Annotated in this window: 19 protein-coding genes and 1 tRNA gene; 10 read left to right on the top strand and 10 right to left on the bottom strand. The window is 37.2% G+C overall.

Translation table 11 applies throughout. The annotated features are described in order from the left end of the window. The first annotated feature begins 32 nt into the window (after positions 1-32). Positions 33-977, top strand: coding sequence for a hypothetical protein (locus QY321_01270; protein ID WKZ25045.1), 945 nt, complete (start codon positions 33-35; stop codon positions 975-977). A 35-nt stretch (positions 978-1,012) separates the two neighbouring features. On the opposite strand, the gene QY321_01265 is transcribed toward QY321_01270, so the two are convergent. Next, positions 1,013-1,228 (bottom strand): hypothetical protein, encoded by a 216-nt coding sequence (locus QY321_01265; GenBank protein WKZ25044.1) that lies wholly within the window; start codon positions 1,226-1,228, stop codon positions 1,013-1,015. 84 nt (positions 1,229-1,312) lie between these two features. Here QY321_01265 and uvrB point away from each other — a divergent pair, with 84 nt between their 5' ends. After that, positions 1,313-3,118 (top strand): excinuclease ABC subunit UvrB, encoded by a 1,806-nt coding sequence (uvrB, locus tag QY321_01260; protein ID WKZ25043.1) that lies wholly within the window; start codon positions 1,313-1,315, stop codon positions 3,116-3,118. Here uvrB and QY321_01255 read toward each other — a convergent pair. The 4 genes from QY321_01255 to QY321_01240 all read right to left on the bottom strand — a co-directional run bounded on the left by QY321_01255 (position 3,115) and on the right by QY321_01240 (position 6,807). Further along, complete coding sequence (locus tag QY321_01255) at positions 3,115-4,215, bottom strand: prepilin-type N-terminal cleavage/methylation domain-containing protein (protein ID WKZ25042.1); 1,101 nt, start codon at positions 4,213-4,215, stop codon at positions 3,115-3,117. The genes uvrB and QY321_01255 overlap by 4 nt on opposite strands. Before the next feature lie 5 nt (positions 4,216-4,220). Further along, positions 4,221-5,024 (bottom strand): hypothetical protein, encoded by an 804-nt coding sequence (locus QY321_01250; protein WKZ25041.1) that lies wholly within the window; start codon positions 5,022-5,024, stop codon positions 4,221-4,223. 18 nt (positions 5,025-5,042) lie between these two features. Then, positions 5,043-5,903 carry a ParB/RepB/Spo0J family partition protein gene (locus tag QY321_01245; GenBank protein WKZ25040.1) on the bottom strand — a complete coding sequence of 287 codons (861 nt, stop codon included), beginning with the start codon at positions 5,901-5,903 and terminating at the stop codon, positions 5,043-5,045. A 127-nt stretch (positions 5,904-6,030) separates the two neighbouring features. Beyond that, a complete protein-coding gene (locus tag QY321_01240; protein WKZ25039.1) occupies positions 6,031-6,807 on the bottom strand; it encodes an AAA family ATPase in 777 nt (258 codons plus the stop codon). Between the two features lie 97 nt (positions 6,808-6,904). Here QY321_01240 and QY321_01235 point away from each other — a divergent pair. From QY321_01235 to QY321_01210, 6 genes are all read left to right on the top strand, one after another. Next, positions 6,905-6,986 (top strand) — tRNA-Leu (locus QY321_01235). A 22-nt stretch (positions 6,987-7,008) separates the two neighbouring features. Continuing rightward, positions 7,009-7,356, top strand: a complete 348-nt coding sequence (locus QY321_01230; protein ID WKZ25038.1) for a hypothetical protein — start codon at positions 7,009-7,011, stop codon at positions 7,354-7,356. 170 nt (positions 7,357-7,526) lie between these two features. Beyond that, positions 7,527-8,144: a hypothetical protein gene (locus tag QY321_01225; GenBank protein ID WKZ25037.1), complete on the top strand. Its 618-nt coding sequence runs from the start codon at positions 7,527-7,529 to the stop codon at positions 8,142-8,144. A gap of 98 nt (positions 8,145-8,242) precedes the next feature. Beyond that, positions 8,243-8,575: a 50S ribosomal protein L31 gene (gene rpmE, locus QY321_01220; GenBank protein WKZ25036.1), complete on the top strand. Its 333-nt coding sequence runs from the start codon at positions 8,243-8,245 to the stop codon at positions 8,573-8,575. Positions 8,576-8,667: 92 nt separating this feature from the next. Further along, positions 8,668-9,720 carry a peptide chain release factor 1 gene (gene prfA / locus QY321_01215; GenBank protein WKZ25035.1) on the top strand — a complete coding sequence of 351 codons (1,053 nt, stop codon included), beginning with the start codon at positions 8,668-8,670 and terminating at the stop codon, positions 9,718-9,720. Beyond that, entirely contained in the window at positions 9,707-10,666 is a 960-nt protein-coding gene (locus QY321_01210) for a HemK/PrmC family methyltransferase (GenBank protein ID WKZ25034.1), read from the top strand. The genes prfA and QY321_01210 overlap by 14 nt, the downstream gene beginning before the upstream one ends. Positions 10,667-10,721: 55 nt before the next feature. On the opposite strand, the gene QY321_01205 is transcribed toward QY321_01210, so the two are convergent. From QY321_01205 to QY321_01190, 4 genes are read right to left on the bottom strand one after another with little or no spacing between them, the layout of a single operon-like run. Further along, on the bottom strand, positions 10,722-11,360 hold the full coding sequence (locus tag QY321_01205; protein ID WKZ25033.1) for a 50S ribosomal protein L25: 639 nt from the start codon (positions 11,358-11,360) through the stop codon (positions 10,722-10,724). 37 nt (positions 11,361-11,397) lie between these two features. Continuing rightward, positions 11,398-12,489, bottom strand: coding sequence for an FtsW/RodA/SpoVE family cell cycle protein (locus tag QY321_01200; GenBank protein ID WKZ25032.1), 1,092 nt, complete (start codon positions 12,487-12,489; stop codon positions 11,398-11,400). A 2-nt stretch (positions 12,490-12,491) separates the two neighbouring features. Then, positions 12,492-13,415, bottom strand: coding sequence for a hypothetical protein (locus QY321_01195; GenBank protein WKZ25031.1), 924 nt, complete (start codon positions 13,413-13,415; stop codon positions 12,492-12,494). A gap of 24 nt (positions 13,416-13,439) precedes the next feature. Further along, a complete protein-coding gene (locus QY321_01190) occupies positions 13,440-15,818 on the bottom strand; it encodes a DUF3160 domain-containing protein (GenBank protein WKZ25030.1) in 2,379 nt (792 codons plus the stop codon). A gap of 184 nt (positions 15,819-16,002) precedes the next feature. On the opposite strand from QY321_01190, the gene gyrB reads away from it, so the two are divergent. Beyond that, complete coding sequence (gene gyrB / locus QY321_01185) at positions 16,003-18,084, top strand: DNA topoisomerase (ATP-hydrolyzing) subunit B (GenBank protein ID WKZ25029.1); 2,082 nt, start codon at positions 16,003-16,005, stop codon at positions 18,082-18,084. 164 nt (positions 18,085-18,248) lie between these two features. Here the strand turns inward: gyrB and eno are convergent, their stop codons facing one another. Further along, a complete protein-coding gene (gene eno, locus QY321_01180) occupies positions 18,249-19,499 on the bottom strand; it encodes a phosphopyruvate hydratase (protein WKZ25028.1) in 1,251 nt (416 codons plus the stop codon). A gap of 225 nt (positions 19,500-19,724) precedes the next feature. Between eno and QY321_01175 the strand changes: the two genes are divergently transcribed. Next, positions 19,725-21,467 (top strand): ABC transporter ATP-binding protein, encoded by a 1,743-nt coding sequence (locus QY321_01175; protein ID WKZ25027.1) that lies wholly within the window; start codon positions 19,725-19,727, stop codon positions 21,465-21,467. The last annotated feature ends 25 nt before the right edge of the window (positions 21,468-21,492 follow it).

Genomic DNA, 21,492 nt, shown 5'->3' with positions numbered 1-21,492 from the left:
TAGAGTAATCATTAATCTTTAGATAAAAACATATGGAAAAACTATATGACCACGGCTTCTCTGGCCAGGCTGAATATACCGAAAATAAGTTAATTACGGAGGCCTATGAAAAAGTACTTAAAATAAACGAAATAAGAAACAAAAAACTCCAAGGAATAAAAGATGTTAGTAGCTCAAGAAACAAAGAAGAGGAAGAACTTGAAATGTATCATGATGAAAAAATGCTACAAAACATTATGAGAGAAAAAGATTTTATTGGAATATATGGTGCAGACAAAGTAAAAAAAGACGAAAAAGATGTTTTTAATCAGGAGAAAATAATTAAAAGAGATACCGACCCCCAAAGACTAGAAGACAAAAAAAGATCTACGGTAATTGAAGAGATAATTTTTGAACAATCGGTAATGGCTGATTGGCTGGGTGAAAAAACAAATGTAATAAAAACAGCAAAATATGACGATTACTTCAATCACATTGACTTAGTTGCTGAATTTGATAACTCGGAGAAAAGCATCAGGAATTTTATAAATGCAGGTATGGCGATTGATGTTACTTTCTCTCAAGATCTCGACCGGAAAATAGCTAGAAATAAAAAAGAAATAGATGCAGGAGTCTTAGCGGAAATAGAATATATTAGATCTAAGAACATTAAGCCCGGAAAACTTAAGAACATTCCTCGCTTCTTAATTGTTTTAGATAGAAAAACAACCGATGAATTAATTGAAATTTATCTTAATGGGGAAAAAAAGGAGTTAAACTATCACTCAGTTCAGAATGAAATTATAGGTTCCATTGAACTGCAATCAGCAATTTACGGATATAACTGTCATGGAGATAAGGAAAAAATTTATAGAGGATATAAAGATATAGCCAAAAAAATTCTCGCAGAAAAAAATCAAAAAACAGCAAGAATGACAAATGGGATTAAACTTTTAATACAAAGATTATCACAAAAATTTGATATACCCGAATTATAAAAAAAAGGGATGTGTATAAAAACATCCCTTATAAATTAATTCTCCACAATACCTAATGTTTCTTCTAGCTCCATAATTGAGAAGGCACTAAGATCGCATTTCTTAATAAGTTCAGCCATGGTATAAGAACTCAGATTGGTATCTTGCCCTAGGCTCTTATCTAAACTATCTCTTGTCCTTTTGTTGAGATTTAAATCTCTGTAATCAACAGACGGGAGCTTGCGATGAAGATACCCCCTCGAACCCAACATTTTTATCATCTTTTTTTATTGTTTTAATTTAAATATTTAACTTGAATTAAAAAAATAACATACTTAACTTAATCTGTCAAGTACATGCTAAACCTCCACTCCCCTTTTAAACCAACCGGTGATCAACCGGAGGCAATTAACTCTTTAGTTAAAGGCCTTGGTAAAGGCTATAAAAAACAGACTCTTTTGGGTGTTACCGGCTCTGGTAAGACCTTTACTATGGCTAATATTATTGCCAAAACTAAGCGTCCAACTCTAGTAATTTCCCATAATAAAACCCTGGCTGCTCAGCTCTATGGAGAATTTAAACAATTCTTTCCGGAAGCGGCTGTCCATTATTTTGTCTCTTATTATGACTACTACCAACCTGAAGCCTATATCCCCCAAACAGATACCTATATTGAAAAAGAAGCCACCATTAACGAAGAAATAGACCGGCTGCGCCACGCTGCCACCCAATCCTTAATCAACCGCGAAGACGTCATTATCGTAGCCAGTGTTTCCTGTATTTACGGACTGGGAGAAAAAGTAGATTACCTGGCTTTAAGTCAAGCTTTTTTTGTTGGACAAAAAATTAAAAGAAACGATATACTCAGAAAACTTATCCGTATCCAGTATGAAAGAAACGATAAAGAACTTCAACGCGGACAATTTAGAGTCCGAGGAGACAGAGTAGATATTCATCTGGCCACCGGAGAAAATATTGTTAGGCTTAATTTGTTTGGGGATGAAATAGAAAGCATAGTGATCTTTAATATCCAGCCGGACAGTGAAGCCGCCTGGTTAATGACCCTTAACGACAAGCACGGCGAAAAAATGTCCAAGGTAAGTATTCTGCCGGCTAAGCATTATATGACCACCGAACCAAAACTTGAATCAGCTATTTTAGCTATTGAACAAGAACTAAAAGAACGTCTAGCTATTTTAAGAACCAATAGTCGGATTGGGGAAGCAGATAGACTGGAAAGAAAAACCAATTATGATTTGGAGATGATTAAACAAGCGGGCTATTGCACTGGTATTGAAAACTACTCACGCCATTTATCTGGCCGCACCCCAGGCTCACCTCCGGAAACTTTAATGGACTTCTTCCCTAAAGACTACCTACTATTCATAGACGAATCTCATGTTACCCTCCCACAAATCCGCGGTATGCACGCCGGCGATGCCTCCCGTAAAGACACTCTAATAGACTTTGGCTTTCGCTTACCCAGTGCTAAAGACAACCGCCCACTTAATTACCTTGAATTTGAAAAAAATATTAATCAGGTAATTTATGTTAGTGCTACACCAACCGAATATGAAATAAAAGAATCTAAACAAGTGGTGGAACAAATAATTAGGCCAACCGGACTACTTGATCCAGCGGTTGAAGTAAGGCCCAGAGAAAACCAAATTAAAGATTTAATTACTGAAATAGAAATAAGAACTCGTAAAGGACAAAGAACACTGGTCACTACCCTAACCAAAAGAATGGCCGAAGAATTAACAGATTACCTGTCAAACGAAGGAATTAAAGTAACTTATCTACACAGTGAAATAGACACTTTAGAGAGAGTGGAAATTCTTAAGGCTCTACGACGAGGAGACCATGATGTTTTAGTTGGTATTAATCTTTTAAGAGAAGGCCTTGACCTACCCGAAGTTTCTTTAGTGGCTATTTTGGACGCAGATATGTCCGGCTTCTTACGCACCGAAACCTCACTTATCCAGACCATTGGTCGCGCCGCCAGACACCAAGAGGGCCAAGTAATTCTCTATGGAGATAAAATAACCCCAGCCATGAAAAAAGCTCTTGATATAACCAAACAAAGAAGAATTAAACAGAACAAATACAATAAGCTACATGGTATTAAACCAAAAACAACAACCAGAGAAAATATCAATTAGTATCCGGCTTCATAAATAGCTCTAATTTCAGCTAAAGACAAAGCTCTGTTATAAATTCTCACATCACTAATCGTTCCTCCAAAATGACCCGCACCGGGACTTCTACCTATAAAAAGATTTGTACTATTTGGGGCCGGCCAAATTAACTCGCCATTACTGTTAAATTGAGTCGCAAAAACTCTTTGTACTCCGTTCTGGTAGACCCTTATAAAAGAACCGTCCCAAGTACCGGCTAAATGCGTCCATTGATTAAAAATAGAATTTGTAAAAGAAACAACTCTATTAACAGGGCTATTTGAATTATTTCTCATACCAACTCCTATGCTATTAGTGGAAAAAGCAAATAAGCTCCAACCATTTGTATCCCACCCGGCACTAGCTCCTTTACTTATAAGGTTAGGATGAGCCCCACCAGTCCAGGGGCTTGGTATATAAAACCAGCCCATTACTGTAGCCGGTCCACTAAGATCATAATCACTTACATTACCTACATTAACCGAATGATTAGTCCCATTAAAACTTAAAGCACTGCCACTACCAGAAGGCCCCGGACTTGTCCAAACCGGACTGTTTACCAAGGTTCCCTGATGAGAATAACTTCCAAAGTTATTAACTACCGAACCACTTCCTTCATTAAGCTTCCACCGACCGATTAACCCATTATTAACAACCGCTTCATTGGAAATAATATTAACCCCAGAAGATAAATTACCACTACCCTCACCTAAACAAAAAGATAAAGCGTAATTAGCGGACAAGGTCGGAAGGTAACTATAATAATAATCTTTATCAGGACAATCTCCATCTGATCTAGGAGAAGGGTTATGAGGCACAACACTTAAAAAAACCTCTCCACCAGGATCAACCAAAGGCTGACCTGGGGTTAAAGAGCTTGGATAAGCGTTATTGTTGGCATAATACAACTCCAAGGCATTAACTATATTTTTTGTATCAGCCACTCTTTTTGAATCTCTGGCTTTAAGCCTGGTATTACCAAGAGACACAATAACCAAAGTGGAAAGAAGACCAATAATAGCGATAACCACTAAAAGCTCCACTAAAGTAAAACCTTTTAATTTTCTTGGCTGAAAAAACATAATGTTTAATAACTCACCTTTACTGAATCAACAATCTCGTTAAAAGAATCATACCAATTTTGGACTTCATACGGTGCTGAACCGGCTTCAAGTCTTTGGTAAAGACTTGGTAGATTATCATGAATCCAATGGCTGAAATTAGCACCGCAACTGCCGGTTGTGAAGTAATCGGACAAATAAGACTTTAGGCTACTGGGTCCTTCAAGACTAATCATTACCCTTTGTTCAAAATTATCATAAAACTCTAAAACCGCCCTAAACTGAACAGAGCAAACATCAAAAGCGGAAAAAGAAATATAGCGCTGAGCATATTGACCATTATTTAAACGAACCAATTTGTGAGAACCCTTAACCGCCCAAGTAGCACTACCCAATAGTCCTTGGCTTAATTTTTCCTTATTTTGTCTAGCCGTCTGAGCAAAAGCTTCATTCATTAAACCAATAGATTCACTTAAGGGGTTTAATCTTAAAACATTCTCATCAAGACTGTTTAGGGTTATATTTTTTGGATAATAAAGGGTGTAACTTGCTGAGTCATCCGTAAAAAGAATTTTTTCAGAAGAACCTTGTTGATTAATTTCTTTCATTTTCTTATCTTTTTCATCTTTAGATACTTCTCCTACTTCTCTCTCTGGTAATTCATAATCCGGCAAAGTGGAATTTATAGCTGAAGGATCAATGGTCGGTGAAACCACTCTTTGATTAAAACCCAAACCAAAACCATAGGCAACGATTAGGACAACAACTAGCGTTATTAGGGAAGTTACGGTAATCACTCCCCACTTTGAAGGATTTTCATGATAATCCATATGTTTAATTTAATTATATTAATTTAATTTATCAAGAAGACCATCAAGCTCTTCTTCATTATAAAAATTCACAATAACCTGTCCGCCTCTTCTGCCTCGTCTGATCGTTGCCTTAGTGCCAAAAAAATGACTTAAAACCAACTCCTTATCTTGATCCTCGCGATTAATCATCACCCTCGCCTGTTTAGTACCACCCATACGTCTAGATTCAAGAATAGTTTCATCTACTTTTAATCTGCGAGCCTTAATTCTTCTAAAAAGTTCAAACTGTTTTTCCTCAGAATCAAGTCCAACTAAAATTTTAGCATGACCTTCGGTAATTTCTCCGTTAACCAAAGCGAGTTGTATTTCACCGGGCAAATTAAGAATTCTCAGAGTATTAGCCACTGCCGGACGAGACTTACCAAGGCGTTTAGCTAACTGTTCTTGACTAAGACTAAATTCATCAGCTAATTGTTTATAAGCAATAGCTAGTTCTACTGGATTAAGGTCTTGTCTTTGGATGTTCTCAATTAAAGCCAGTTCTAATTTCTTTTGTTCCCCTGCTTCCCTTACCACAATCGGCACTTCTCTAAGTCCGGCTAACTTAGCCGCCCGCAATCTTCTTTCACCAGCAATTAACTCATAACCCTCCGCCGTCTTATTAACCACTAAAGGTTGGATAATACCATATTCTTTAATTGAAGAAACCAACTCCTCAAGATTAGCTTCATTAAAACTACTCCTAGGTTGACGAGGATTGGTTTTAATTAAATCAAGAGGTGCTTTATTAATATTCCCATTAGCCGGTAGATCAGCCTGAAGATTATTAATGGGTTGCGGGTCTTGCTTATTGGGAATAAGAGAGCCAAGACCGCGACCAAGTCCTGAAGAAGTCATAGGGTTTAGAGTTAATGAATAAAGAAAAATTAAATTAAAAAGAAAAGAATTAAAAGATAACTTAATACCTAAAATTATAACATAACCAACAAGAAGGGTCTATAAAACACCTTAAGCTTAAAAATACTTAATAATAACGAGAAGAAGTTACATGGATAATCTCAGCTGCTAGTTTTTCATAAGCTCTTCCACCCTTGCTTTGTGGATCATAATGTAAAATAGATTTACCGTAACTGGGAGATTCAGCTAATTTAACAGACCGAGGGATAACACTTCTAAAAATACGGTTCGGAAAGTACTGGTAAAGTTCATTTAAAACAGCATCAGATAAACGAGTACGCTTATCATACATGGTAACTACCGCCCCCATAATACCCAACTCTGGTTTAAGATTGTTTTGAACAAGACTAATAGTATTAAGTAATTGTCCAAGTCCTTCTAAAGCGTAATATTCGCTTTGTACCGGAATCAGTATCTGATCAGCCGCTACTAAGCTATTAACTGTTAAAAGTCCCAAAGAGGGTGGACCATCAATGATAATATAATCAAAATCATTACGTACAAAACTAAGGATATCAAAAAGACGATGTTCGCGATTATCTACCTGAATAAGTTCTATGCCGGCTCCGGCTAAAGCCATAGTAGCTGGTGCAATACTTAAACGATCATGCGAAGTTCTTTTTAAAACCGAAGAAATATCCGTTAAACCTATTAAAGCTTCATAAACACCAGCTTCCAGGTTCTTGTGATCAATACCAATACCAGAAGTAGCATTAGCCTGGGGATCAATATCCACCAAAAGCACATGTTTACCCGCCTGAGCCAAATAAGCGGCCAGGTTAACGGCGGTAGTGGTCTTACCCACTCCCCCTTTCTGATTAACAATGGAAATAATTAAACCCATAGGTTAATATTATACCGCAAAAAACACCCTTTGACAATTACGATATTTTTTATTATTATGTTGAGGAGCGGATAAAGATTAAAGTTAAAGACAATAAGCCTCGGTGGCGGAATTGGTATACGCATACGACTCAAAATCGTACGGAGCAATCCATGAGAGTTCGAGTCTCTCCCGAGGCACTAAAACCTTAAAAATAGAAAAATGACAGATTCAAATCTTAAGATTTTTCCAACATTGGAAGATCAAAGAAAAAAAGAACTTAAAGAAAAACTACAAGAATTAAAAGATTTTTACAAAAACCAAAATAATGAACATCTAATGAATAAGGTGAAAAAAATTGATGATAGTTTTAACAAAATGAAGGAAGACTACGCCAGGATTCCCCAACTTCATATAGATCAACTGGAAAGAGAATATTACCACGGAGGGATCGAAGCCTTAAAAGAATTTACGGGAAAAAAATTAATTAAACTTGAAAAAGAGCTCCAAAGATATTTAATATCCTTGGAGGAAATGAAAATCCAGAGAATTGAGAGTTTAAAAAGTTAACCTTAAGATATTCATAACAGACCCCTGGGTCTGTTTTTTATTTTTTAATTATTACTGACTTTATAACATTTAGACTGAAAATTCTTTGACAATTACATTATTTTTTATTATTATATATTATTATATTTAAAAGCAGATAAAACTCAAGTCTTCCTCAAGATACTACTAATATGAAAATACCAAAACTATACTTTAAATACGCTTATCCCTTAGACCAAGAAAGGCGACAACTTTTTGCTGATAAAAAACTAACAAAATATCCTTCAATTAAAGAGGTTAAGAATAAAATAAAAAACTGGGAAAAACTCTGGAATAAAAATAATAAAAACAACAAAATCTTTAAACTAGTAATAAAAAATACTGGTATAAATATTCCAAGAGATCTTGAGGCCTGTGTTTTTGGTGGAGGACTTAACGCAATGTCATACCCTTTAATAATATCAACCACCAAAAAGAATGGTAAAAAATTAAGTGATGATGAATTCATTGAAATAATCATTCATGAAATTATTCATAGATTTGTAGCGGACAAAGAAAATAATAAAAATATAGAAAAATACTGGAAGACTATAAGAAAAGAATATAAAGAAGAAAGTAGGCTAACCCAGAATCATATAATAGTTTATGCCTTACTTAAAGTTATTTTGCCGGAAATACTATCTAAGGAAAAATCTAAATCTTTATTAAATCCCAAGCACCCTGATTATCAAAAGGCCCTAAAAATTGTTAACAAAAAGGGCGAGGACATAATAATTAAACAATTTAAAAGTATTATACAAGAAAAATAAAAATGAATCGCGAAGATTACCTGGACTAATACAAACTATTGACATCCCCACCCTCTTATGATAAAATCAACTAAGTTATTATTATTGTGATTTTCTTTATGAAACAAGACATTCATCCAACTTATCATCCGGAAGTTAAGATTACCTGTGCTTGCGGAGCTGTTGTTATGGCTGGTTCAACCATGCCGGAACTGCAAGTTGAACTTTGTTCAAGTTGCCACCCTTTTTATACTGGTAAACAAAAATTTGTTGATACGGCTCGTCGTGTTGAAAAATTTGAAGCTAAGGTTAAGGCCAAGTCTGATCTTAAATCCGTCCGCGGTAAAACCGCTAAACGGGCTGCCAAGGCCGTTAAAAAGTCTCCTGATACCAAAGCTAAAGCCGTTAAAGCGACTAAAGCTGAAAACACGGACACTAAGGACAAAAAGTAGCTTTTCTAAAACCCGACATCCTGTTGGGCGACTTTAGGTCGCCGAACTAAAAGGTGTCGGGTTTTTGTTTTTACTGCTATAATATAACCATTATGTACGAAGAGATTAAACAACAACTTAAAGAGCTTGAAGAGGAAATGATTAAGCCCGAAGTTCAGGCAGATCGTTCTAAGCTTAACGCAGCGGCCAAAAAGCACGCTTCTCTTAAGTATGCCATTAACCTTATTGATAAACTCCAAAAAGCGGAAAAAGATTTAGCAGCTAACCAACTAATGATTAAAGAAGGCCAAGACGAAGAGCTTGGCTTAATGGCCGAAAAAGAAAATCTTGAGCTAGAAAAAGATATTAATCGCTTAAAGACCGAAATTAAAGAAGAACTCTTTCCAGCTAACCCTTTGGATAAAAAAAGCGCCATTATGGAAATTAGGGCCGGTACAGGTGGTGATGAATCTGCTCTCTTTGCGGCTGAACTTTTTCGTATGTACTCAAGATATGCTGAAAAACAAAACTGGAAAGTAGATATTTTAGATTCCAGCCAAATAGGTTTAGGGGGTTATAAAGAAATTATTTTCTCGGTAGAAGGCTCCGGCGTCTATGGAAGACTTAAATACGAAGGTGGCACCCACCGCGTCCAAAGAGTTCCGGAAACCGAAAAGGCTGGCCGAGTACACACCTCCACCGTTACCGTCGCGGTACTCCCGGAAGCTGAAGAAGTGGATATTGAAATTAAAGCAAGCGATATCCGCATAGATACTTTTTGTTCTTCAGGACCAGGGGGGCAAAGCGTTAATACCACTTATTCGGCTATCCGAATATTACATATCCCCACCGGCCTAATAGTTTCTTGCCAAGACCAAAAATCCCAACACCAAAATAAGGAAAAAGCCATGCAGGTTCTTCGTTCAAGGTTACTACAACAAGCTGAAGATAAAAAAAGAGCCGAAGAATCCGCCTCTCGTAAAGAACAAGTCGGTTCAGGCGACAGAAGCGATAAAATCCGCACCTATAACTTCCCCCAAGACCGTATCACCGATCATCGCATTAAACAAAGCTGGCACTCCATTAACTCGCTTTTAGAGGGAAATTTAGATGATATCATTATCTCGCTTAGAGAATATTTTGATCAAAGCAATGCCAAGGCTTAAAAAATTCTCCATAGCCCTAACTGTTAAAGAAGCTCTCCAGAAAGCTTCCCTAGACCTTAAAAATGCCGGGCTGGAAAAACCCTTTTGGGAAGCCGAGTTGTTAATGGCCTTAACTCTTAAAACAAACAGAATAAAAATTATCTCTTATCCCGAAAAAAGAATAAGCGCAAGGCAGCTACAATCTTTTTTTAAATTAGTTAAAAAAAGAAAAGAGCATACTCCCTTAGCTTATTTAAGCGGAGAAAAAGAATTCTATGGGCTGAAATTTTTAGTTAACTCTAACGTTCTAGTTCCCCGTCCGGAGAGTGAATTGTTAGTAGAAGAAGCTTGGCAAGAAATTAAAAACCTAAAAAAAGAACAACCAAAACACCCCTTATACTTAATTGACATAGGCACTGGCTCTGGTTGCCTGGCTATATCGCTTTGTAAATACGCTAAAATAACAACCCTTGCTTTAGATATCTCAACTAAGGCTTTGTCTGTTGCCAAAAAAAACGCCAAATTAAACAAAGTAAAAAATATCACCTTCATAAAAAGTGATCTTTTAAAAAAACTACCAAAAAGTTTATTGCAAAAAAATCTCATTATTACCGCTAACTTGCCTTACCTAACGCCCAAAGAAATAGCCAAAGAGCCAAGTATTAAAAAAGAGCCGGTAATTGCCCTGGACGGAGGTTACAATGGATTGGATATTTACCGCCGACTCTTTAAAGAGATCAAAGAGCTTAAAGATTTTAAAGAATTTAAAAAGTTAAAAGAGCCAAAAAAAGTTAAAATAATTAAAAAGAATAAAGAAGAAAATAATCAGAAGATTATTGTCTTATGTGAAATAAATCCCAGACAAAAAAATCCTCTTATTAAAATAGCCAAAGAAGAAGGCTCTAAAAAGATAGAATGGAAAAAAGATCTGGCTGGAAAAATTAGATTGGTAAAAATAGAGTTTTAAACAAAAAACCCGCTAAAGCGGGTTTTTTATTATACAACACTGTCTTATTATCTTGTTATTCCTTAGTCTCTTCCTCTTTTTTATCACCTTCCTCTTTCTCTTCTTTCTCAGATGTAGTAGTTTCCGTAACCTCAGCTGTTTCAACAATCTTACGAGGCTCTACAACGTTAGCAATAACCTCCTCAGCTTCACCAATAATATTAACTCCGTCTGGTAACTTAAGATCTTTAAGATAAATGGCATCTCCAAGATTTTCCAAAACAGATAAATCAACTTCCATTTTCTGCATTAAATCATTTGGTAAACATTCAATTTCCACCGTATCGCGACTTTTAATCACAATACCTCCATAAGTTTTGGCGGCTGGTGCTTCTCCAACAAAATCCAAATTTACTTCAGCTATAACTTTTTCTTTCATGTTAACCATGAAAAAGTCCACATGCATAATACGGTGCTTAACCGGATCAGCTTGAAAATCTTTAACAATCACCGGTACGGTTTTACCACCTTCTATCTGCAAAGATAAAAGTCCGGATTCTCCACTTTGGGCAAAAACTTTTTCAAAATCATTTCTCTTAAGAACTAAAGAAGTATTTTCCATACCTGAACCGTAGACTACGGCCGGAATAAAATCTTTCTTATCAGTAACCCGCTCTTTTCTTAATTCGGCGGATAAAACAATAGCCTCTGACATATATATTTTTCTAATAAATAAAATAAGGGACAAAGCCCTAGCGTTTGGTGGTGGCTCGCATCATGATACTTTGCATAATGCCGGCCATAGCCAAACCAGTAATCAAGGAACTGCCTCCGTAGCTGACAAACGGCAGGGGTAAACCAACCACTGGCAAAATTCCCATGTTCATGCCTATATTAACAAACATTTGTAAAAAAATCAAGCCAGCCCCACCAACAATTACCAAAGAGCCGAAATAACTACGTATTCTAGGAACAGATGAAGCTAAACGATAGAAAATAAGGCCAAAACAAGCTAAAACCACTAACACTCCAATAAAGCCCAATTCTTCGGCAATAACCGCAAAAATAAAGTCAGTATTAGCCTCTGGTAAGAAACGTAACTGAGACTGTGAACCAAAACCCAGTCCCCTGCCATAAAGACCACCGGCACCCACCGCAATAATTGCTTGCCTAACATTATAATCAGCCGAAGAGGAAGCTGGGCTTAAAAAAGTCATAACTCTTTGTTTCTGATAATCTTTAAAAGAAAACTGCCAAGCTATGCTAAAAAGCAAAAGTCCGATTAAAATAAGACTTAAAATGTATTTAAATTTAAAACCAGCCGCTATAATCATCAAAAACCACAGGAAGAATAAAACCATGGCTGAACCAAAATCAGGCTGTAAAAGAACCAGAAAAATCAAAGAAGCCGCAGCTCCACCGGTAATAAATAAATGCTTAAGCGGTCTGTTGTTTGGAGAAACTTTAGAAAAATAACGAGCCAAGAAAATCAATAAAGCCAGTTTGGCAAACTCCACTGGCTGGATTCCTAAACCGAAAAAACCAAACCAACCCTTAGTTCCGCTAATTGTCTGCCCAAAAAATAAAACCGCTAGTAAAAGAAAAAGCGCTCCCAGATAAAGATAACCATGATAAGAAGAAACATGATGATAATCCAAACCAGCCAAAATAAAAAATACCAGTAAACCAAAACCGGCAAAGATTAACTGTCTTTCAATAAAAGAACCCTGTCCTTGTCCCAGGCCCATGCTGTAAATCTCAGATAAACCGAAACTGATCAATATAACAATCGGCCCGATAAAGAGCCAATCTATCTTACGAAAAAAAAGTAGTAAACGTCGCATATTTAACGGGCAAAATAACGCAAATAAACATTCTCATCAAAAATATCAAGATCAGGCAAAACCTCAATCTGATCAACTGCCGTAAGTCTACCTGGCCAAACCAAAGTAACAGCTCTTGATTGCCCGGAATAAAAATCACTTAAATAATGCCTGTTAACCCCCACTGTTTCACCTTGCCTTTTTAAAACTATCAATAAAGGTACATTGCGATAACCGTAAGCTGTTTGGTTACTGATATTAAAACGAACCTCGCTTAAATTAACTCTTTCAGATAAAGGATTAGCCGAACCAGGTACAAAAGTTGGTTTTTCAATTAAAAAATCAAGTCTGTCAAGACGATATTGTTGCCAATCAGGAATAAGTCTTGGGCTTAAATTTTGAAAACGAAGATCTTCAATAATCAACTCAACTCCCGCCAAGCTACTAAGGGGCTGAGCTAGGGAAATTAAATATTTTGTTTCTCCTGGTAAGACAAAGCTCTCTCCTCCATCTAATCTTTCTCCGTTATATTCAAAACGATAATTAAAACGAGCCACCGAGCGACTGTTTTCATTACCGACTGAGGCCACCAGATCAGATTTTTCTGAATCAAAGGCAATTACTGTTACCGGAGAATAATAAAAGTTATCAAAAAAATTTTGTCTATCAAACGATGGATTAGGAGAAGAAGACAACTCAAATTGTAAGCGCTGATCTTCTCCTAGCCCAAAAATAAGATAATGACCGAATTTAAATAAAGAATAACCCAAAGTAGAAGCTCCAACGACTAATAAAATAACTAAAACTCCCATCCATAAGCGAGCTTGATGACGGATAAACCATAGACTGAAATTAAGCTGTCTATCCGAAACCTCACTACCTAAAGAATGGTCAGAATCTTGCTTTTTTTCAGGAGACTCCCTAATTGATGATTTATTAAAACTCATAAATTAAATCAAATAATTAAAACTCTAAGGCACTATTTCTCTATAAGAGAAAATTGGCCCGACATTTAAAATTATTCTATCATCCCTTTTATGCAAAGATAAAAGCAGGCGCAAGGGTTTTATATTTTGGTTAACAACATGCACACTACTATCCGAAGGATTAATAAATTCTTGTTTAACTAAACCACTGCGACTTTCCGTTACTCTATACTTGCTAACCAAATCAGCTAAGGCCTGTAAATCTCCGACCTCAGGCTCTTCACCGCTCATCTGTGCCCTGGCCACTCTTCTAACTGTCATTAATTGATTATAAAGCTCACTAAGTTCGGGATCATTTTCCCTAACTACCCCAAGATCAACCAACGCCCGATGAACCATCTTAGTGGTAGCCGCCAGCTCTTCTATAAAATCAAGATTAGTCTCAACATAAAGCCAATCATCTTGACCTCCGACAATCTCCAATCCACCCACAGCTTCTCTATCTACTTGCCAAAGATCGGCCGAAGAGGCAAGGTTAGATAAGGAAGCTAAGGCGCTAGAAGCTAATCTTTCATGCCAGCGAATATTTTTTTGGTAAGGGAAAAGCTCTTCTCCATTAACTAATGAACCAGCCAAAGAAAGGGTTGTCCAAAAATTATTACCATACCAACTATATTTATTAAACAAAGAAAGTTCATTTTTAAGCTCATTTTGTCTTTGAGAATATAAACGATAAGACATATTGTCTTTTAACCAAGCGCTCTCCAAATCTTTCTCAGCCACTAAGGCTAGTAAATCATAACCTATACCGCGACAACGAAAAAGTGATTCTGCTAACCGACAGGCCGTTAAAAAATTAGCTTTACTAGGGTCAGTGGTTAAATGTTCGCCTACTTCAGCAAAAGTTAAGCGACTAAAAAGATATTCACTCGGCCAATAAGCGCTTTGTAAAAGACGCATACCCAACTGATCAACTCCACTTCGGGATAAAGAGCCTTCAGCCCGGCCAAATTGTTTAGCTTTAAGCTCTTCTCTTAAAGAGAGTAGTTTGGAAAAAACATCTTCAGCAAAAATATCCTCTGGTGTTTCTTCTGGAAAAAGTTTATGGCGAGCTTCTTCATAATGCAAATAAGTCAAATCACTACGCAGTCCACCAAACCAAGCCACTACCTTGTAAATCTTGGCCCACTCGTTTTTTAAAAATTGGTCGGATGCAATATCAGCCGAAAGCAAATAAGCCGCCGTCTGATTAATCACCCAATCATCTCTATCTAAAAGACACTCACTGCAATCTTCATCTTGATAAAACATTGGGAACAAAGAAGCTTGCCAACGAATAGCCAAATAGGCATTACGTAATTTAGCATTAGACGAATACTGAGGAGGAACAATAAAATCACGATAATTTCTTTGGTAAAGTAAAACCGGAGATTTTTCAGAAGAAGAAGCAGAAGCGATTAAAGACAATTCCTGTCTAACATCGCCTTCCAAATAAGCCGGAATCTCAAAAGTAAAACGACGAACTTCGCTGGGACGAAAAGTCCGATTATCATTAAGGTCTTCATTGGGATTAATTTGTCCTTCCTTGGGAGATAGCACAGATAAAGCAGTGGCAAAATAAGCGGCTTCCAGTCTAGCAGCTTCTAAAAGCGGATCATTAACTTGTCCAACCTGATTTAAACGAGCCAGATAACGAGCATTAGCTTGATCAAATAAGGTTTTATTAAAAGACCAAAGGGTTTCATAAAAGAAAAAAGCTTCCACTTGTTTATAGGTATTTTTTAAAACATTTTGATGGTAATAAACTAAGAAGTCAGAAGTAATAAGATAAGGTAAAGAACGAGAACCTAATTCCCTGTATAGCGCAAAAAAATCATCACCTGGTAATTGATTATCCAAAACCGCAAAACCGTCCCTATTAAGGTTATCAATCACTGGATCAAGATTAATCCGTCTAGCTACTTCATGATAATTAGCCACATCAGTCTTAACATTAAGCGGTAATTCTACTGGATTTAAGTTAAGCTCAAGCGGTTCATCAAAAGGCTCGTAATAATCTCCAAATAAAATACTTTCAGCTTTAATATCTGAATTACCCTGCCCATTATTATTTTGGGAGTCTTCAGAAGGCTCAAGGGTGCCGGGTAAAACACCCTGCTCTTCAGCATCACTCGGTAAAAGATCTTCCGAGTCGTTTTTCATTAAAGCCATTAACCAAAAACCAGCCATTAGCATGACAGCCAAAATAGCTATACCAAAAATTAGAATTTTCTTTCTCTTACCGTACCAAGGATCTTTGGCCGAATAAGAAGGCAGTCCCCCTTCCGGACGAAGTTCATGTTCGGTTTTTTTCTCTATAAACATACCTCCAATATACCACAATAGGCCGATTGGAGCAAGTAAAAAGCTCTTAAAAAGAGCCATACAAGGCTACTTAAAAGCTTGCTTAAAGCAAAAATCTTTGCTAAAATAAAGCTGAGGCTTAAGCTTTCTGCCGCCTCCTTTATTTTTCGCCAAAAGAGTTTAATCATTAAATCTTAGATTAAATTTTATCTCATCTAGTGTTAAAGAAAAATAAAGAAAAAATAATTAACCAAATAAATTTCCTATGGCCAAAACTCCTAAGAAAAATCCTCAAGCTTATGACGCCACTTCCATTACCGTTTTGGAAGGTCTTGATCCGGTTCGTAAAAGACCGGGTATGTATATTGGTTCCACTTCTTCAAGTGGACTGCACCATTTGATTTGGGAAATCGTTGATAATGGTATCGACGAAGCCATGGCTGGACACGCTAGCGAAATAACCGTTGAGCTTTTGCCAGACAATATGGTAAGGGTGAACGACAACGGACGAGGTATTCCTGTAGATATTCATAAGGCCACCAAGGTCTCTGCTTTAGAGACCATTATGACCACTCTACACGCTGGTGGTAAATTCGGTGGTGGAGGCTATAAAGTCTCAGGGGGTTTACATGGCGTAGGAGCTAGCGTAGTTAACGCCTTAAGCTCTTATCTTAAAGCCGAGGTATATAAAGACGGACAAATTTGGGTTCAAGAATATAAAAGAGGTATACCTGTTAAAAAAGTAGCGCCTGTTGGTAAAACCAAAAAGAACGGCACAGCTATTACCTTTCAGGCTGATTCCGAGATATTTGAAGACCTTGAATATAATTGGGGTAAAATTATGGATCGCCTAAGACAACAAGCTTATCTTAACAAGGGTATTACCATTCGCCTTTATGATAATCGTAAAGATCATACCCCCAAAGAACACACCTTTCATTTTGAAAGCGGTATCCAAACCTATATCCGTTCTATGCATAGAAACTATAGCGTTAAAAATGAAACTATTTTTTATGTAGATAAAGTCATTAATGATAGCCGAGTAGAAACAGCCCTGCAATATAATGACGGCTTTAATGAAAATGTTCTGACTTTTGCCAATAATATTATCAACCCAGGTGGCGGTTCACATTTGATCGGTTTTAGAGGTGCCCTAACTCGTACCCTGAACAACTATGCTCGCTCTAAAAATCTCTTAAAAGAAAAAGATGAGAACCTAACTGGTGAGGACGTACGTGAAGGTTTAACCGCCGTAATTAGTGTTAAACTACCTAATCCGCAATTTGAAGGACAAACTAAAGACAAATTAGGTAACGCAGAAATGAAAACCTATGTTGAGCAAGTGGTGAGCGAAGCCTTAGCTACCTTTTTGGAAGAAAACCCTAAAGAAGCTGAAGCTATTATTGCTAAATGTTTTCTCTCAGCCCAAGCCCGCATGGCCGCCCGCACAGCCAGAGCTTCTATTTTAAGAAAAGGTGCTTTGGAGGGTATGACTCTGCCCGGTAAACTAGCAGATTGTTCAAGTCGTAATCCCGAAGACTCCGAACTATATATAGTAGAGGGAGACTCGGCCGGCGGTAGTGCTAAACAAGGCCGAGATAGAAGTTTCCAAGCAATTTTGCCATTGCGTGGTAAAATTCTTAACGTGGAAAGGGCTAGGTTAGATAAAATGTTAGCTAATAATGAAATAAAAAATTTGGTTATCGCTTTAGGTACTAATATCCAAGAACAGTTTGATATTACCAAGCTACGCTATCACCGTATTATTATCATGACCGACGCCGACGTAGACGGAGCCCATATTCGTACCCTATTGTTAACTCTCTTCTTTAGGCATTTTCATGATCTAATTATGGCCGGACATCTTTATATCGCCCAACCGCCTTTATACCAACTTAAACAAGGCTCAAATATCCGCTATGCCTATTCTGATGAAGAAAAGAATTCCATTATAACCGAAATGGGCGGTGAAGTTGTAGAAAACATTGAAGAGATTGAAGGAAATACTGAAGATAATGATGGCGATAAAGAAAAAGAAGATGAGGAAAAAACAGAAGAAGGTGAAGAAGCTCAAGAAAAAGATACAACAAAAGGTAAAGGAAAGGGTAAAGAAACTCCAACTGTTAAAAAGATTGGTATCCAGCGCTATAAGGGTCTTGGAGAAATGAACCCGGGACAGCTTTGGGAGACTACGATGGATCCAAAAACTAGATTAACTAAGGTGGTAACCATTGAAGACGGAGTTAAGGCCAATGAAATTTTTGAAACCTTAATGGGTGGCGATGTAGCTCCTCGTAAACACTTTATCCAAACTCACGCCCAAAAGGTGGAGAATTTGGATATTTAAAAAAATCAATAAAATTTAAGTATCTTAAAGTCTTAAAACAATAAACCCGCCAAGCGCTTGGCGGGTTTATGACATTGATTTTACTAAGTTAAATCTAGACTAGAACTTAGCTAAAAATATAATTATAACTAATATTCTTACTAAGGTGCTTATATAATATATTCCTATTCAGCCAACTCTTCTTCTATCTCCATCAACCGGTTATATTTAGCTACTCTTTCTCCCCTGGCTGGAGCACCGGCTTTAAGGTAGTCCGCCTGAACAGCTACCGCCAAGTCGGCAATATAGTCATCATTGGTTTCTCCACTACGATGAGAAATAACTATCTTTTGTCCGCTTTGTCTGGCAAGGGCTATAGCCTTAAGAGTTTCAGTTACTGTGCCTATTTGGTTAGGTTTAATTAAAACCGCCGAAGTGGCCTTGGCTTGCAAACCTCTTTCAATTCTTGAAACATTGGTAACATAAAGATCGTCCCCAACAACCATAACCTTATCTTTAACTTTTTCCATAAACTCAGTCCAGGCGCTCCAATCGTCTTCGCCAAAAGGATCTTCCAAAGAAATAAGCGGGTACTTTTTAATTAAATCACCATACCAATCCATTAAACGACCAGCGTCCATTATCCCCTGCTTGTTAAGATGATACTGTCCATTACGATGCCACTCTGAAGCAGCGGCATCAATAGCTAAACTAACTTCCTCCCCAGCCTTATAACCAGCTTTTTCAATGGCAGATAATATCATCTTAAAAGGCTCTTCATTGTCTTTAACTTCTGGCGCAAAACCACCTTCATCCCCGAGGTTAGTGCCATAACCGTTTTCTTTAATAATTTCTTTTAAGGCATAATAGATTTCAACTCCTGAACGAAGTTTTTCCGCAAAAGTTTTTGCTCCCTTTGGCACCAACATATATTCTTGGATATCTGTCGTCCAACCGGCATGAGCTCCACCGTTTAAAACATTCATTAAGGGAATAATTTCAACTTCTCTTTTTACTCTTTGTCCGGCAAGCTCAGAAAGATAAAGATAAAGAGGTTGTTGTCTAGCTAAAGAAGCAGCTCTGGCACAGGCTAAAGAGACAGCTAAAATTGCGTTAGCTCCCAATTTCTCTTTATTATCCGTACCGTCTAATTCAAGCATAGCCTGATCCAGATTCTCCTGTTCAAAGACCGACATGCCCGCAAGAGCTTGGGCTATTGGGCCTTCTAGGTTCTTAATAGCCTTCAAGATGCCTCTGCCGGCAAAACGTTCAAGGCGACCATCTCGTAGCTCCAGGGCTTCATAGGTACCGGTAGAGGCACCGGAAGGTACCGAGGCCTTAGCCTTTAAACCATTCTCCAAAATAACCTCAGCTTCCACTGTGGGATAACCTCGGCTATCCAAAATCTCTCGGGCTTTAATTGATAATATTTTCATAAGATAACTGATTAAGCCTTATATAATAATAACTTTTACATATTATCATTATATCATAAAGTATATCAATTTTCCATATATGAACAGATGAACAAAAATACTGGACAAACATCCTGGTTTAGCCTATATTTACCTCATCCGAAATTTAATAAAAAAAGTTTAATAAAAAACCCTGTTAAACATTTAATTTTATTATTTTCTTAATATTTTTACATCAACTATTATATGAAACTAACCTTTAATTACCTTAAGATGCATAAAAAGAAATTAGTCCTGATTCTTGGTTTAGCTACCATCAACCAGGTATTTTCTTTATTGGATCCGCAAATCTTTCGTCTCTTAATAGATAATTACGCTACCCGAGTGGGCGAGCTATCCCGAGCTGAATTCTTACAAGGCGTAATGCTCTTACTCTTAGCTTCTGTCATTATAGCCTTAATTTCTCGTATTGCCAAAAACTTCCAGGACTATTACGTAAGTTTTGTTACCCAACATATTGGTACCTCTTTGTATGCTAGAGCCATTAAACATTCTCTTGGACTGCCATACTTTGTCTTTGAGGATCAAAAATCCGGAGAGATTCTGCAAAAAATACAAAAAGCCAGATTAGATAATCAGGCGATTATTACTGGGGCAATAAATATTGTCTTTGTAGCCATGGTGGGATTAATCTTTGTACTTATTTACTCCGCCATTGTCCATTGGGCGATTTTTCTGGCTTTCTTTTTACTACTTCCCTCTTTGGGTAGCTTAACTTTTTTGATCAGTAAAAAGATCAAAGCCGCCCAACAAGCCATTGTTTCACACATGGGCGCTTTAGCGGGTTCCACCACTGAGACTCTGCGTAACGTGGAGTTAGTTAAAAGTTTAGGCTTAGAGAACCAAGAAACCGAGAGACTTAATAAAGTTAATTTAGAGATTCTTGAGTTGGAGTTAAAAAAGATAAAACTGGTTCGTACCTTAAGCTTTATCCAGGGTAGTTTGATTAATCTTTGCCGTAGCGGCCTACTCTTTTTAATGCTTTGGCTGATGTTTACCGAGTCTATCAGCTTAGGACAATTCTTTAGCTTACTCTTCTACTCTTTCTTTATCTTTAACCCCCTATATGAATTAAGTAACGTAGCCTCGCAATATCAAGAAGCTAAAGCCAGTAACGAAGTCTTAGATGAGATCTTAAAAATGGAGCCAGAAAAGACCGAGGGTAGAGATAAAGAGATAGATAAAATTTCCTCTTTGGAGTTTAAAAATGTCGGTTTTTCATATAGCTCCGCCAAAGAAGAAGCTTTATCAGATATTTCCCTATCCATTAACTCCGGCCAAAATATCTCTTTTGTGGGTCCATCAGGTGCTGGGAAGACAAGCTTAATTAAGCTCCTTTTGGGTCTGTATAACCCCAGTAGCGGGCAAATTATGATTAATGGCCTGGATATGCAAACGATTAAGCTTGAATCTTTTAAACAAAAGATTAGCTATGTTTCACAAGACACCCAACTTTTTGCCGGCACCATTAAAGAAAACCTTCTCTTTGTTAACCCAGAAGCCTCAGACCAAGAGTGTCTAGCTGCCTTAAAGCAAGCCTCCGCCATGAGTCTAACAGAACGTGGAGACAAAGGTCTTGAAACCCGTATCGGTGAGGGTGGGCTAAAGATCTCTGGTGGAGAAAAACAACGCCTAGCCATTGCCAGAGCTCTTTTAAGACAACCTAGCCTAATAATCTTTGATGAAGCTACTTCCAGCTTAGATAGTATAACAGAGCAAGCGATTATAGATACCATTAAAGATATTGCCAAAGCCAGACCTGATTTAATTATTATCCAAATAGCCCATAGGCTTTCCACTATCCTACACTCAGATAGAATCTATGTTCTTGAAAAAGGTCATTTAGCCGAAGCCGGTAATCATGAATCTCTACTACAAGAAAAAAATCTTTACGCGGCTCTATGGAGACAACAAAACGGAGAAGGGTAAAATAAAAAATAAACACCTCAACGTT

The organism is Patescibacteria group bacterium, assembly GCA_030583705.1.
Taxonomy (GTDB): domain Bacteria; phylum Patescibacteriota; class Patescibacteriia; order Patescibacteriales; family Patescibacteriaceae; genus Patescibacterium.
This window is presented reverse-complemented; position numbering and strand designations above follow the sequence as displayed.

Coding starts and splice junctions, on each gene's coding strand:
- prfA (WKZ25035.1), top strand. CDS start 8,668: ATGTACGAAGAGATTAAACAACAACTTAAAGAGCTTGAAGAGGAAATG.
- QY321_01205 (WKZ25033.1), bottom strand. CDS start 11,360: ATGTCAGAGGCTATTGTTTTATCCGCCGAATTAAGAAAAGAGCGGGTT.
- QY321_01190 (WKZ25030.1), bottom strand. CDS start 15,818: ATGGCTCTTTTTAAGAGCTTTTTACTTGCTCCAATCGGCCTATTGTGG.
- QY321_01255 (WKZ25042.1), bottom strand. CDS start 4,215: ATGTTTTTTCAGCCAAGAAAATTAAAAGGTTTTACTTTAGTGGAGCTT.
- rpmE (WKZ25036.1), top strand. CDS start 8,243: ATGAAACAAGACATTCATCCAACTTATCATCCGGAAGTTAAGATTACC.
- eno (WKZ25028.1), bottom strand. CDS start 19,499: ATGAAAATATTATCAATTAAAGCCCGAGAGATTTTGGATAGCCGAGGT.
- QY321_01240 (WKZ25039.1), bottom strand. CDS start 6,807: ATGGGTTTAATTATTTCCATTGTTAATCAGAAAGGGGGAGTGGGTAAG.
- QY321_01210 (WKZ25034.1), top strand. CDS start 9,707: ATGCCAAGGCTTAAAAAATTCTCCATAGCCCTAACTGTTAAAGAAGCT.
- QY321_01250 (WKZ25041.1), bottom strand. CDS start 5,024: ATGGATTATCATGAAAATCCTTCAAAGTGGGGAGTGATTACCGTAACT.
- gyrB (WKZ25029.1), top strand. CDS start 16,003: ATGGCCAAAACTCCTAAGAAAAATCCTCAAGCTTATGACGCCACTTCC.
- QY321_01265 (WKZ25044.1), bottom strand. CDS start 1,228: ATGTTGGGTTCGAGGGGGTATCTTCATCGCAAGCTCCCGTCTGTTGAT.
- QY321_01270 (WKZ25045.1), top strand. CDS start 33: ATGGAAAAACTATATGACCACGGCTTCTCTGGCCAGGCTGAATATACC.
- uvrB (WKZ25043.1), top strand. CDS start 1,313: ATGCTAAACCTCCACTCCCCTTTTAAACCAACCGGTGATCAACCGGAG.
- QY321_01245 (WKZ25040.1), bottom strand. CDS start 5,903: ATGACTTCTTCAGGACTTGGTCGCGGTCTTGGCTCTCTTATTCCCAAT.
- QY321_01175 (WKZ25027.1), top strand. CDS start 19,725: ATGAAACTAACCTTTAATTACCTTAAGATGCATAAAAAGAAATTAGTC.
- QY321_01230 (WKZ25038.1), top strand. CDS start 7,009: ATGACAGATTCAAATCTTAAGATTTTTCCAACATTGGAAGATCAAAGA.
- QY321_01225 (WKZ25037.1), top strand. CDS start 7,527: ATGAAAATACCAAAACTATACTTTAAATACGCTTATCCCTTAGACCAA.
- QY321_01200 (WKZ25032.1), bottom strand. CDS start 12,489: ATGCGACGTTTACTACTTTTTTTTCGTAAGATAGATTGGCTCTTTATC.
- QY321_01195 (WKZ25031.1), bottom strand. CDS start 13,415: ATGAGTTTTAATAAATCATCAATTAGGGAGTCTCCTGAAAAAAAGCAA.